The organism is Cyanobacteria bacterium QS_8_64_29 (genome assembly GCA_003022125.1).
In the GTDB taxonomy this organism is placed as follows: Bacteria; Cyanobacteriota; Cyanobacteriia; order Cyanobacteriales; family Rubidibacteraceae; genus QS-8-64-29.
Window position 1 is genome coordinate 1 of sequence record PXQH01000069.1, and the last position, 13,495, is coordinate 13,495.

12 protein-coding genes are annotated in these 13,495 nt (G+C 59.6%); 6 read left to right on the top strand and 6 right to left on the bottom strand.

The window, feature by feature from the left end; all coding sequences use genetic code 11:
• Positions 1-125: 125 nt before the first annotated feature.
• Positions 126-1,178, bottom strand: a complete 1,053-nt coding sequence (locus BRC58_11320; protein PSP15628.1) for an N-acetyl-gamma-glutamyl-phosphate reductase — start codon at positions 1,176-1,178, stop codon at positions 126-128.
• Positions 1,179-1,356: 178 nt separating this feature from the next.
• Between BRC58_11320 and BRC58_11325 the strand changes: the two genes are divergently transcribed.
• From BRC58_11325 to BRC58_11350, 6 genes are all read left to right on the top strand, one after another.
• The gene (locus BRC58_11325; protein PSP15629.1) at positions 1,357-3,018 is read left to right on the top strand and encodes a bifunctional 3,4-dihydroxy-2-butanone-4-phosphate synthase/GTP cyclohydrolase II; all 1,662 of its coding nucleotides are present in this window, start codon (positions 1,357-1,359) and stop codon (positions 3,016-3,018) included.
• 60 nt (positions 3,019-3,078) lie between these two features.
• Positions 3,079-4,368, top strand: a complete 1,290-nt coding sequence (locus BRC58_11330) for a phosphorylase kinase (protein PSP15630.1) — start codon at positions 3,079-3,081, stop codon at positions 4,366-4,368.
• Positions 4,365-5,927, top strand: coding sequence for a sodium:proton antiporter (locus tag BRC58_11335; protein ID PSP15631.1), 1,563 nt, complete (start codon positions 4,365-4,367; stop codon positions 5,925-5,927). Before BRC58_11330 ends, BRC58_11335 begins: the two co-directional genes overlap by 4 nt.
• 123 nt (positions 5,928-6,050) lie before the next feature.
• The gene (locus BRC58_11340; GenBank protein PSP15632.1) at positions 6,051-6,566 is read left to right on the top strand and encodes a hypothetical protein; all 516 of its coding nucleotides are present in this window, start codon (positions 6,051-6,053) and stop codon (positions 6,564-6,566) included.
• Between the two features lie 546 nt (positions 6,567-7,112).
• Entirely contained in the window at positions 7,113-7,466 is a 354-nt protein-coding gene (locus BRC58_11345) for a hypothetical protein (GenBank protein ID PSP15633.1), read from the top strand.
• A 199-nt stretch (positions 7,467-7,665) separates the two neighbouring features.
• Positions 7,666-7,812 carry a hypothetical protein gene (locus tag BRC58_11350; protein PSP15634.1) on the top strand — a complete coding sequence of 49 codons (147 nt, stop codon included), beginning with the start codon at positions 7,666-7,668 and terminating at the stop codon, positions 7,810-7,812.
• 618 nt (positions 7,813-8,430) lie between these two features.
• Here the strand turns inward: BRC58_11350 and BRC58_11355 are convergent.
• The 5 genes from BRC58_11355 to BRC58_11375 form a co-directional block, all read right to left on the bottom strand.
• Positions 8,431-8,637, bottom strand: coding sequence for a hypothetical protein (locus BRC58_11355; protein ID PSP15635.1), 207 nt, complete (start codon positions 8,635-8,637; stop codon positions 8,431-8,433).
• Positions 8,638-8,773: 136 nt separating this feature from the next.
• Entirely contained in the window at positions 8,774-9,142 is a 369-nt protein-coding gene (locus BRC58_11360; protein ID PSP15636.1) for a hypothetical protein, read from the bottom strand.
• Positions 9,143-9,573: 431 nt separating this feature from the next.
• On the bottom strand, positions 9,574-11,460 hold the full coding sequence (locus BRC58_11365) for a hypothetical protein (GenBank protein ID PSP15637.1): 1,887 nt from the start codon (positions 11,458-11,460) through the stop codon (positions 9,574-9,576).
• Between the two features lie 923 nt (positions 11,461-12,383).
• Positions 12,384-12,704, bottom strand: coding sequence for a quaternary ammonium compound-resistance protein SugE (locus tag BRC58_11370; GenBank protein PSP15638.1), 321 nt, complete (start codon positions 12,702-12,704; stop codon positions 12,384-12,386).
• A gap of 356 nt (positions 12,705-13,060) precedes the next feature.
• Positions 13,061-13,357: a hypothetical protein gene (locus BRC58_11375; GenBank protein PSP15639.1), complete on the bottom strand. Its 297-nt coding sequence runs from the start codon at positions 13,355-13,357 to the stop codon at positions 13,061-13,063.
• Between the last annotated feature and the right edge of the window lie 138 nt (positions 13,358-13,495).

Below are 13,495 nucleotides of genomic sequence, written 5' to 3' on the forward strand. Positions count from 1 at the left end.
AGTACCGTTGGGCAGACGGGAAAAATGCTCGCTGAGGGTAAAGGTTCCGGGGAGCTGGTACAAGCTAGTTCTAGGGCCTCCCAATGAAGCGAGAATCCCTTCCTTTAGAAGGGGAGTGTCAAGTCCTAGGGGTAGAACGCCAGCTGCGGTAGCCCCTTGCATTCGTCCCAGCCGCACATGAGGTTGAGGCACTGCACGGCTTGGCCGGCCTGGCCTTTGAGCAGGTTGTCGATCACGGCGATGGCAATGGCGCGATCGGTGCGCGGATCCACCTCGACGCCCAAATAGCACAGGTTGGTGGCGCTCGCCCATTTGGTTTGGGGGTAGGTCCCCACCGGCAGCACCGCGACGCTGGGCGCGTCCCGGTAGAAGGCCCGATAGATCGTCACCAGGTCCTCGCCCACCAAGCCTGGGTCGCGCAGGGTGGCGTAGGTGGTTGCCAGCATGCCGCGCGGCACGGGCAGCAAGTGCGGCGTGAACTGAACCCGCACCTCGTAGCCGGCCAGCTCGCTGCACACTTGCTCGATTTCGGGGGTGTGCCGGTGGCCGGCAACGCCGTAGGCCCCTACCGAGTCCCCCGCTTCGGCCAGCAGCAGGTGAGTCTTGGCTTGCCGGCCAGCCCCGGAGGTACCGGATTTGGCATCAACGATCGCGCTCTCGGGCACGATCAGCCCTTGCTTGAGCAGCGGCAGCAGCGCCAGCAGGCTGGCGGTGGGGTAGCAGCCCGGACAGCCCACGAGCCGGGCCTCCCGGATGGACTCGCGATAGAGCTCGGGCAGCCCATACACCGCCATGGCGGCCGTGGCCCGATCGCGGCGCTCGATGTTGTAAGTGGCGGTGTAGGTCTCAAGGTCCCAGAAGCGATAGTCCGCCGAGAGATCCAGCACCCAGCACCCGCGCTCCAGCAGTTGCGGGGCCAGCTCGCAGGCGATCCCGTTGGGCAGTGCCAAAAAGACTGCCTGGCAGCGCTGGGCGATGCGCTCGGGCTCGATCGCTTCAATGGGCCGATCGATGTGGTGGCCCAGGTGGGGATAGATGTCGGCAAACGAGCGCCCGACGCTGCTGTTGCCGCCCAGGTAGGCAATCTCGATCTCGGGGCGATCGCTCAGCAGCCGGATAAGCTGGACGCCGCCGTAGCCAGAAGCGCCCACGATCCCAACTGAGACGCGCTCGCCCATGATCTAGTTCCCTTTGGCCGCACTTGGCCGCATTCTACTACCGCGCTCGAGCGACGAACCCCCCATCCGCGCCCGCCTCGGATCGGCAGCGGCGCGGCGAGCTACAATCGGGGGCAGCCGTCATTCATAAAAGTTTATATTTTGCGCGCGTTCGCTGCCAGCAGGCACCGATGGGCTAGTGGTCGCATTTGACAGCATTGAAGCCGCGCTGGATGAGATCCGCAACGGTCGCCCGGTGGTCGTCGTCGATGACGAAAACCGCGAAAACGAGGGCGATCTGATCTGCGCGGCCCAATTTGCAACGCCCCAAGCGATCAACTTCATGGCTGTCGAGGCCCGGGGGCTGATCTGCCTGGCCATGACGGGCGAGCGCTTGGATGCCCTCAACTTGCCGCTGATGGTGGGCGAGCAAACCGACAGCAACCAAACCGCCTTTACCGTCAGCATCGATGCAGCCGCTCACCTAGGCGTCACCACCGGCATCTCGGCCGACGATCGCGCCAAAACCATTCAAGTGGCGATCAACCCCTACTCGCAACCGGCGGATCTGGCCCGGCCGGGGCACGTCTTTCCCATCCGCGCCCACCGAGGCGGCGTGCTCAAGCGGGCCGGCCATACCGAAGCCGCCGTCGATTTGGCCCGGCTGGCCGGGCTGCTGCCGGCGGGCGCCATCTGCGAGATTCAAAACCCCGATGGCTCCATGGCGCGGCTGCCGGAGCTAGTGGACTACGCCCGCCGGCACGGCCTCAAGCTCGTCAGCATCGCCGATTTAATCGGCTATCGGCTGCGCCACGATCGCTTTGTCTACCGCGAAACGGTCTGCCACTTTCCCAGCCAGTTTGGCGACTTCCAGCTGTATGCGTTTCGCAACACCCTGGATGGCAGCGAGCACATTGCCATCGTCAAAGGCGATCCGGCCCAGTTCGAGCGGCAGCCGGTAATGGTGCGCATGCACTCGGAATGCCTGACCGGCGACGCGCTGGGCTCGTTGCGCTGCGACTGCCGCATGCAGCTGCAGGCTGCCCTCAAAACCATCGAGAATGCCGGGCTGGGGGTGGTGGTCTACCTGCGGCAAGAGGGGCGCGGCATTGGCCTGGTCAACAAGCTCAAGGCCTACTCGCTCCAGGACATGGGCCTGGATACGGTCGAGGCCAACGAGCGCTTGGGGTTCCCGGCGGATCTGCGCGACTACGGCATGGGGGCCCAAATCCTCAACGACCTGGGCATCCGCCAGATCCGGTTGATTACCAACAACCCGCGCAAGATCGCCGGTCTAAAAGGCTACGGGCTGGAAATTGTTGACCGGGTACCGCTGTTGGTGGAGGCCACCGACTACAACGCCACCTACCTGAGCACCAAGGCCCAAAAGATGGGCCACATGCTATTGCAGACCTATCTGGTCAGCGTGGCCATCGACTGGCGCGATCGCCTCGATACCCCCACCGAGCGCTACGAGCGCTTGGAGAAGCTGCGCCATCTAGCCTACGCCCACAATCTGGTATTGCAAGAAGAAACGCGGCCGGTGGCCATCGCCATTTTTGGCGAGCCCGCGCTCACGGTGCACCTGGGCTTCGACCAATCGCAGCTGGCCGATCCGGGGTGGTACTGCGATCCCGAGCATCCCTACGTGGGCGCTATTGCGAGCATTCTGGATGCGATCGCGCGCTGGCCCCAGGTGCAGCGGCTGGAGTTTTTGGTCTCGAGCGGCGACGACCCCATGAAGGGGCTGCAAGTGCAGCTCGATCGCGAGAGTTTGTCCTTTAAGCAGGTGCCCTCCGAGCTCTGCAACCGGCTGGAGACGCAAAAGATTTACAGCTTCAGCACCCCTAGTGGGGACTAAGCCCGGGCGCAGCGGCTTTTAGAATTGGGGCGGATTGGCAAGCCACAAACGCATCCGCCCATGCCCGTGGTCCACAACGAGCGGCTCCTGGACTGGCTGGGGACCGACTACAACGCCGCCGGCCTGCAGCAGCTGCGGGCCTTTTTGGCGCACCAGGGCACCCTGCAGTTCCCTAGCTTGCCCAACGGCCTGTTCCCGGCTGCCAGCGTCAGCAGCGAGACCGCCTACACCGGCTACGCCCACGTCTGGATCCGCGACAACATTCACATCGCCCACGCCCACCACGCCACCGGCCGTACGGCGGTCGCGGCCCGCACGCTCGAGACGCTGATGGCCTACTGGCAAAAGCACCGCCACCGGCTGGATGCCATCATTGCCGGCCGCGCCCATCCCCAGGACCCCATGGCCCGGCCCCAGGTGCGCTTTGACGGCCGCAACCTGGCCGAGCTGTCGCAAAAGTGGGCCCACGCCCAAAACGACGCGCTGGGCTATTTCCTGTGGCTCTACAGCACGCTGGCGCGCGAGGGGGCCATCACCCTTAGCGCCGAAGCGGCCGAGACGCTGGCGCGCTTCCCACCCTACTTGCGCGCCATCCAGTATTGGGCGGACCAAGACAGCGGCCACTGGGAAGAGACCCCCAAAATTGAGGCCTCCAGCATTGGGACGGTCCTGGCGGGGCTCAAGGCCCTGCAGTCCCTGAGCGATCGCGGCGATTGCCCGCAGCTGGATGCCCGCGAGCTCGCCGATCTAATTGCGCGCGGCGAGGGGGCCCTCAGCGAGATCCTGCCGGCGGAGTGCGTGCAGTCCCATCCCAGCCAGTACCGGCGCTACGATGCCGCGCTGCTGTTTTCGATCTATCCGCTGCAGGTGGTTGGGACCGAGATGGCCGATCGCATCCTCGAGGACGTCACCACCCAGCTGCAGGGGACCTACGGCATCCGCCGCTACCGCGGGGACTCCTACTGGTGCGGCGACTACAAGCAGAAACTGGCCCCCGAGGAGCGCACGGCCGATTTTAGCGATCGCATTGAGGCGCGCGATGCGCTGCTGGCGCCCGGGGACGAAGCGCAGTGGTGCATTTTCGATCCCATCGTCTCGACGATCTACGGCCGCCGCTATCAAGCCTGGGGCCAACCGCACGACCGGGAGCGCCAGATTCACTACCTCAACCGCGCGCTGGGCCAGCTCACCGGTCCCGACAGCGGCTTTGAAGCGCTCCGCTGCCCCGAGCTCTACCACCGCGAAGGCGAGCGCTACGTCCCCAGCGATGCCACGCCGCTGCTGTGGACCCAAGGCAATTTGGCCGTGGCGCTGGAAGCAATGGCGCAGAGCGTGCAGGAGCCCGAATGAGCGTGGAAGCGGCCACCGGCGAGACCGCGATCGCGCAGAACCTGGAGCGCTTTCTGGCGGTGCTGGCGGTGTCGCTGAGCGTCGCTACCCTCTCGCAGGTGGTGAGTTGGCTGCGCCAAGTTCCCTACACGCTGCTGCTGACTGTAGCCGGGCTGGGACTGGCTGTGTTGGACGTGCAGCTGGTCAGCCTCTCGCCCGAGCTGATTCTGGAGATCTTTTTGCCGCCGCTGCTGTTTGAGGCGGCTTGGAACATCCGCTGGCGCAACCTGCGGCGCAACTTGGTGCCTGTCCTGCTGTTTGCCGCGGCCGGCACGCTGGTCTCAGTGGTGGGCATTGGCTGGGCCCTGAGCGCGTTCACGGCGTTCTCGCTGCCGGTGGCGCTGCTGGTAGGCGCCAGCTTGGCTGCCGTGGATCCGGTGGCGGTCATCGCGCTGTTTCGCGAGTTGGGTGCTGGCGAGCGGCTGACCGTGCTGATGGAGGGCGAGAGCCTGTTCAACGATGGCGTCGCCGTGGTGGCGTTTAGCCTGCTGGTGGGTATCCCGCTGGGCACCGAGACCTTCGACTGGACGGTGACGGCCACCCGATTTTTGACCTTTGCCGGACTGGGGGTAGGCATCGGCTGCCTGGTGGGCTTTGGCATTGCCTACCTCACCCAGCGCTTTGACCTGCCCTCAGTCGAGCAAGCGCTGACGCTGGTGGCGGCGTACGGCACCTACTTGCTGGCCGAGGAAGCAGGCGGCTCGGGGGTTATTGGCGTGGTCGTCGTGGGCCTGATCCTGGGCAATTTTGGATCCCGCATCGGCATGAATCCGCGCACGCGGTTGCTGGTAAGCGAGTTTTGGGAGTTTTTGGCCTTTTTTGTCAACTCCATTGTCTTTTTGCTCATTGGGGACCAAATCGACATTGCCAGCCTAGGCGACAGCCTCGACTTCATCCTGCTGGCGATCACTGCAACGCTCATAGCGCGGGCCGCAGCCATTTACGGCCTGGGCAGCCTCAGCGACGCGCTGGCTGGCACCCAACTGGGGTGGCGCGTGCAAACCGTGCTCTGGTGGGGCGGGCTGCGCGGCTCGGTCTCCATTGCCCTGGCGCTGAGCGTTCCGGTAGCGCTGGAGGCGCGCCAGAGCATTATCGAGACGGTGTTTGGGGTGGTGCTGTTTACGCTGCTGGTGCAGGGGTTGAGCGAGCGCTGGGTGCTGCAGAGGCTGGGCATGACCGGCGACCGGGCGACCCAGCAGGCCTACGCCCAAGCGGTGGCGCGCCGCGTGGCTCTGCAGCGCGCGCTGGATTACCTCTCGCAAGCCGAGGAATCGCCCGAGATCGAGCTGGCGTCCTATCAGCCCGAGCACGAGACGGTCCGCGCCAAGCTCCAGGACGTCGAAGCCGAGATCGAGCGCTTGCAGCAAGCCAGCCCCGGATTGCGATCGCTGGATCGCGAGCGCCTGCGCGAGCGGCTGCTGGACATTGAAGCCGATACCTACGCCGAGTTCCTACAAGCGGGACGCCTCGATTGCAACCTGCAACCGCTGCTGCGCGATCTGCTAGACGAGAGCACCTAGAATTGCCTTTTGCTGTAAAGGCGCAACGCTACTATGGAAAACGCAGGCTGTTATTAGCCCTCTTTGGGGATGCCAATACTAATTGAAATATACCTGTAGTAGCAGCACTCAGGGGGAATTGTTATGACCTATAAATCCAAGGCAATCGCAAACTACTTTATCGACCGCGCTAGAGAGGAGGGACGCAGTCTTACTCCCTTGCAACTGATTAAGTTAGTTTATATTGCGCACGGCTGGCATCTTGCTATAACGGGAAACCCCTTAATAGAAGAGCGGGTTCACGCCTGGAAATACGGACCAGTAATTGAGGATCTATACCATGCCTTTAAAGAGTTTGGGGGCAGGCCAGTCGAACGGAAAGCCCAGGAAGTTAGGCCGCTAAACAATAGCTTCCATGCCGAAATCCCCGAACTGGATGAAACCGATCCAAGCTACAATAAAGCGATCGAGATACTCGACCGCGTATGGAAATCGTACTCGCACTACTCGGCTGGGAACCTTGTAGAAGTCACGCATGCTGCAGGAACACCTTGGTCCGAGGCTTACAACGAGCGTGGCCCCAATGCTGTCATCCACGATGATGACATTCGGAAATGCTTTATTGAAAAAGCGCACGCAAGGCACGCTCGAAACCATTAACGCTTGAGATGGCAAATGAGCCAGAGCAAAGCGATCCTCCCTCTGTCGAGGATATTGGCGAAACCGCACCGGACAAACCTAGTGAAGAGTCTAAAACTCTAGCTCAAGAGTTCGGTCAAACTTCCAAAAGGGATTACGATCGGGAATTACAGGACGAGAAATTAAAGCAGCAGCAGCAAGACCGTCAAGGCCGTGGAAAATTCACCTGCACCATATTTATCTTAATTTGCTGTTGGCTGGCTGGACTTATAACGATTCTGCTTTTTCAGGGATGGGAATTCTGCGGATTCAAGCTCTCGAATGCTGTTTTGATTACCTTTATTGGTGGCACAACCGGTAACGTTATTGGCCTGCTGTTTATCGTCCTACGCTATCTGTTCCCAAAAGGTTGATTGAGGAGATCTCTTTAGCAGAACGACTTTGTTCGTGAACGATATCTGTTAAAACAATTGAGAGGCTAGTGGATTTCCCACTAGCATAGGGGGTGCTGGTAAGTGGGTCGGCGTCATACCAATTTGAGCAGTGGATGCACGTTTACCAAAGAACATGACTCCCATATTGAGGGGGTTTCGAAGGTCAAAATCTAGTGCACAAGCCACGAGAATTGGTATCAGTGGGGTCGAACAGTACGGAGCCGAGGGAGTCCTCCGCTCTCTCGTCATTGAATCCTCGAAGCGCGGGATGGGGTATGGGAAAGCTCTCTGTGACGCTCTGGAAACGAGCGCGAAGGCAGCAGGCGTCACAACGCTATACCTCCTAACTGCGAGTGCAGCCAAGTTCTTTGCCGCCCGAGGTTACGTCAAAATCGACCGGAGCGATGCTCTAGTCGTGGTCCGCCGAACGCCAGAGTTTACCGATCTTTGCCCCGAGATGGCGGTCTGTATGTACAAACTGCTGTAGCTCACGCCTCCACAAACAGGAGCTGGCTTTTCGTACGTTCTGCTTTTAAGTTTGAAGTTGCATGCACTTGAAATCACATTTTATTTTACTCTTAGCCATGACTGATATCAACTACGGGTAATATTACACTTTCTTAGCGGAGCAAACCGCTCGGCTCGTCTACGCAGCAGGAAAAATTTTTTCCTGCTAGAGTAAAAGCATGCATCAAAAGGTTGTCCGCTACCGCCAGGAGCAGGAGTTGACCCAAGCTCAGCTGGCCGAGCGAGTCGGCTGCACCAAGCGTCACATCCGAGGGGTTGAAGCCGGCGAAAACGCCTCAGCGCCCTTATTCGCCGGTTGGAAGTAGCCTTGGGATGCAGGCCGCAAGACCTCATTGGAGACCATAATGAAACCTTGTAACCTCGCTGCAGCGCTAGTTGTTGCCGCAGCTACTACCGCTGCATCCGCCCCCGCGTTTGGGTATTCGAACGCAACTCGCATTAGCTTTCCCAGAGGCGGCTACTGCGGCTCTTTCTCCGGTGAGATCTCGACTCCTCATCGTTTTCTGCTGGGGCTACGTTCAGGGCAAGTGCTTAGAGTTGAAACGTCGGGCGAAACGTATCCTGTTAAAGTGGTTGTCCAACAGTTGAGGTGGCACCATCTCAGCACCACGGAGAGGTTTATAACTATCAACTGCCTGCAAGCGGCGATTATGCAGTAGCCGTTCGCTCGCAGACTGGCTACGCCCGCCTGCAGTTTTGCGCCAACTAACCAAGCGTGGTTGGGGAATTGAGTCTGGAATGTCCCAGGCTCTGCCGCAGCCGTCCTCTAGCGCCGTGGTGGCATGGCTGCAGCGCAGCCAGTAGGGCGAGACCTGCTCGGTAATGTCGGTCCAGCGGACTGCCTGCGGCAGTTGGTGCAGTCGCTGCCAGAGGGCTTTGGGGACTAGCACCGTGAGCGTCTTGTGCCTGCTATAGACCGTGGCCTAGCTGCCGCAATCGCGCGGTGCCAGGTCCTGCCAGTGCAGGTTGTAGGCCTTACTGACTCGCAACCCGCAGCGGTTACAGCAGTGCCAGCGGGACACGATCGCGCTCGGCGCTGCAATCAGCCGCTCGGCATAATCAGAGCTTAGGATGCCCCCATTGCAGGTGTCCCAAACAGCCGGCGGCGAGATGGCTGAGCCAGCGGACAAAGGGACCGCATGGGGCTGGCCCGATCCGGAGGAGCTACCCGAACCGTTGCTTCCCTAGCCTATGGTTCGCTAAGCGCCTATGGTTCGCTAAGCGCCGATAACACTACTACTTGCGAGGGAGGAGCGGCGAGTACGTTTAGTAAGCACAAAACTCGATTTTGCCGCTACGCGCGGGCGCACTCACCTCGACGATGTAGTCGCCGGCTTGCGGGATGCGATAGTTCGCTTGGTTGGGGGCCGCTTGCCACCCCGAGAGCATCCCGGTTGGCCCCGAAACGGCAATCCGATAGCTAGGCCCCAAGTTTCGCGTCACTAGCGTTTGGCCGCGGGCTAGCTCCAACAGAAACTGCCGGTCGCCACTCAATTGGCCGGCGTAGGTACTGCAATAACTTCCCCGCGGAAACTCGATTCGCGTTGTCTTGCCCTGTCCCCACGCAGGCACGCTGCTTGCAGCAAAGGCAACGATGGAAGCAACGGCGGCGTTAGCGAGGGCTCGATAGGTCATTGGATGCAGTCCCAACAGCAGCAATCGCCACTCTTGACTAGCGCTTATACGAATAGCCGAGCGCTTCCCAGGTGTCAAGCGGCAAAGCAGCACGCTCGCAACCTTGCGGTTGGTTGGCAGTGGCAAAACTACCTAGGTAGCGCTCACTTACTGAGTAGCGCTATTGACAATCCCCCTAGCGGGGATTGCGTTTTTGGCGACCTTCCCAAAAAGCTGGATTCAGCAGTCTTTGCTGCTTCAAGCAACGCCGCCATGCCGGATGGCAGCAAGGCCGGTGCCGGATTGCGTTTGACGCCAACCGCCGTGATCGCTGCCTCTACCTGCCACCTGAGGAGGCCAAGCATTACCTAGAAGGCTTAGTCGCTCCCTTCCAGCCGCCGGATGCCGAAGCGCCCCTGCCTGCCGACTGCGGTTGAGCGTTGCCTAGCGGCTCAAAACGCAAACTCCGTCCGGAGGACGCCCACAAAGACCGTATCGCTATCGCTGTTGTGGTTGGGGTTAATGAGCGCATAACCGCCGGGCGTAATGTGGAGGCGCTCCGTGATGGGATAGCGGTACTGTCCCTCAACCAACACCGAGGTCCCTTCGTCTTCGTAGGTAGCCGTATTGCCGCTACGGGTGTCCTCGAGCGTGGCGTCGCTAGCAGCGACCTTGGGCGGAATGGCAACGCTCACCCCCAACCGGTCGCCTTCCCGGGCTAGGTCCAGAAATGACAGGGTGGCACCGACGCTCCAGAGATCGGCATTGTCGCCGTCTGCCGCTATCAAATTTACGCTGGGGTCAAGACTGACGGATCGGCGACCGGTCACCTGCGGATCGGCGTTGGCATAGCTCCCCCACAAAGCGAAGTTAATGTCCTGGCCGATTTGGAAGTTGCTTTGGAGGCCGAAGCGATCGCTGGTTGTGGGAAGGGAGCCAAAGGGCTGTTGCCCGATGGGACTGCCCGCACCAACTACACTGGAGGCCGATTTGAAGTCGCTATCAGTGTAGGTGTGCGCGTAGGTAAAGGCTAAGTCGATACTGTCATTAGGCTCAAAGCGGAGTTGGGCGAGCGCGCCGGTATTGCCTTGAAACAAGCCTTCTCCGCCGGGGCGGGGATTGCGCGCATCGCCTCCAACACCATAGAAAACGCCCAAGCTCAGCGCATCCGAGAAATCAAAGCTCGTGCCCACTGAAAAATCTTGCGGGATGCCAAACACGAGTTGGTCGCGCTGCAGCATCGAGCTCAAGCTGCCGCTATTGTCCTGCCTAAAGAGTGGATTGAGCGGGCGGATGGCGCCTTCATCGGCATCGACACCAGCAGCGCCAATAAAGACGCGCGTACGCTGACCGAGGGGAAATTCGTAGGCCAGCGCATCGAGCACGATGTCATTATTGCCACCACCCAAATCCAGGGCAGTCATGTCAGTGCCGGTGGTTGCGGCGCCAAACGATTCGATATTGCGCGCTTCGTACTCTACCGCCAGCTCATCGCGACCGGTAAAGCTGCTAGTGATGGCCAAAACCGCTCGGTTGCCAAAAACGGTTTCGTCTTGGACGGCGTTGGTCCTTGGCTCTCCGTCGAAGGTCAGGTTCTCGAACTGACCGGCTAACGTCCCGACCGAATCAGCATCGAAAGCCTTAGCAAGAGTAAAAACGACCGTCCCGGAGAGCTTGGCCGTGGTGGAAAATTGGTTTTCCTCCAGCGTGGCAACGCGGCCTTCCAGGTTGTCCGCGCGCGTACCTAGCGTGGCGAGCTCGGCCTCGAATTCTTCGACTAGGCGCTGCAGTGTTTGCAGGTCCTCCTGACTTACCTGTTGCTGCTCTAGAGCCTGCAGGCATGAGTTGAAGCCGGCAACGAATTCGTAGCGGGTTAGGGCGCGGTCGCCGCGATAGGTTTGGTCTGGATAGCCCTCGATGCAGCCGTAGGTCTCGACCAGATTGCGCAGGGCTTCAAACACCCAGTCGCCTGGGGAAACATCGCGCAGTTGCGAGACGCTGTTGATCTGACTCTGGATGCGATCGCTTCGATTGCTGTAGTTCTCGATGCGATCGAGCGTTGCCGAGCGATCACTTGCCGGGACAGGGCTTGCCTCGCTGGCATTACCCCAAGTCCCAAGCAGCAGAGAAGCACCTGCCACGGCCGGGACCATCCGTTCCCAGGGCTGAACTAATTGTTTCATTACCGACTCCTCACACGAACAGAAAAACCGATCGCCCAAATGGCTGCGGCCGTCAAATGACAGGCATCGCAGTCCGGATTGGGCCAAGGCTCTCAAAGCACGATTTCGCAGCCGCCGGCTGGTAAACAATCCCCAGTGGGGGCATTGCCAATCCATTTGTAGATTGCTATATCGCGCACCCCCGCAGACGCCCCCCCTTCACAACAAAAAGAGGGACTAGGTCCCCCCCGTTTCAACGGATTGGACGCGTTCAGAGCAGGAGTGGCCATCGCTAGATACGCAGTCGTTGCCTCACCCACCGGGCCCGAGGCTTTGCTGGTGGATAGTATGGGCCTGTTACTAGCGGTAGTCGTGACCGCCGCTAATACGCTAACCAGCAAAGGATGCCGCCGCTATTGCACCGGTTCCAGTTCCGGCGAGGCTGGTTCCATTGCCTGCGGCTCATCTGGGGTGACTGGGCCTATTGGGGAGCAAGCGTTGTGCGAGTAAGTCCCGGAGCAGTTCAACTACATACTGGCAGTGCTGGAGCGGCCCCGAGGCCATTGCTTCCGACTGGTGCCCTGGCGTTATTACTTTTAAACCAAAGAAGATCACAATAAGCAGCGACGGCCCACTGGTGGAGGGCTTGCTGGATGCGGGGGGTGGACTTTGGGGGTCTGCCAAGCCCAATGCTTGCTCGCTCCCCAAGTCCCCTTATTATTGTGACTTATCTTGCTTTATACCAATTTGAGCAGCAGATGCACGCTTACCAAAGAACATGACTCCCATATTGAGGGGGTTTCGAAGGTCAAAATCTAGTGCACAAGCCACGAGATTTGGTATTAAGCTTATACCAATCCTCGTAGTTTATGCACTAGATCGCGATCCCCCCGAAACTCCTTCAATATGGGAGTCATGTTCTTTGGTAAGCGTGCATCTGCTGCTCAAATTGGTATTAATACTTCATCCAGCCGTCCAGAACGGCTTTCTCTTTCGGCACTTCCCGCGGCCAGAGCCGATTCACAAGGATGTGGATATTGTCATCGCAGGCGATATCGTTTTAGATGCGTTTTGTCCTGACAGTTATTATCCGAATTCACTTACCCCGTGGAGATGCTATAGAGACCGACAATGCCGAAGATGATCGCGGCGATAAAAAAGAGGCGAAGGCTAGTTGCCGGTTCGTTGAACAAAACAATGCCGAGCAATGCGGTTCCGACGGCGCCGATTCCTGTCCAGACAGCATAAGCAGTCCCAATCGGTAGATCCCGGAGTGCGATTGCTAGCAACACCATACTGATGATGAGTGCGCTGACGGTCCCTACTGTTGGGAGCAGTTTTGAGAGGCCGTCAGAATACTTCAAGCCGATCGCCCAAGCAACCTCGAATAGGCCAGCTGCAAAGAGCACGAGCCACGACATTTCTTTTTCTTACCGAACGGGCTATGGCTTTCGGTGTAGTAAGGTCACAACCCTTTCCATTGGAACACCGCTGTGGCGGGGTGTCGACTCGCAATTTAAGTACTAGCAGTTGCAGTTGGTTGCAGCACGCGCACACGACAGCCCCCGAGTTGCCAGATGTCCCAATCGTAAGAAAGCTGCCAGGCGCATGCCCGGCAGCGGTCAGGTCGATCTGGATCCAATGCAAGGATCGCATCATTCCCGTTATAGGGAACTACGGATTAGTCTATATGAACTGGTAAAGCTTTAAGATTTGTTTTGCCTATAACTAAGATTGGCTTTGCTGCTAGGTTGCTGTTCCCTATTGCGCCAGACGCTTATTGGAAGCGAGAGCGCAACTCGGCATCCGCATCATCGGCGAGCCCCAGCGCCCGAACGACTGCCGAGAGAATGGGGTCCCAATCGGCATTGCCTTCGCGGGTCAATGTCACAAAGTTGTTGGCAGCAAACGCGTTCTGAACGCCTTGAATGTCGGCGAGTTGGGCAACCGCATCAGGGGTGCCTTCCGGGATCTGACCCGCTTTTAGCGTCAAGGGTTGCTCGGCAATGGTTTCGTCGAGATTGAGCTTGATGGAGTTGGGATTGGGCGTTGCCTCAACCGAGGTCAGTTTCATGAGCAAGCGTTTGACTCGCGGGGGCTTTGCAGCAAGGCTATCACGTTGCCCAGCGCGCGCTCGGGGACCGCTCCAGCACCTAACGCTCCATTGGTGTAGGCCACTGCAGGCGGGGCAGCATGGGGAAAGCTATCGTGC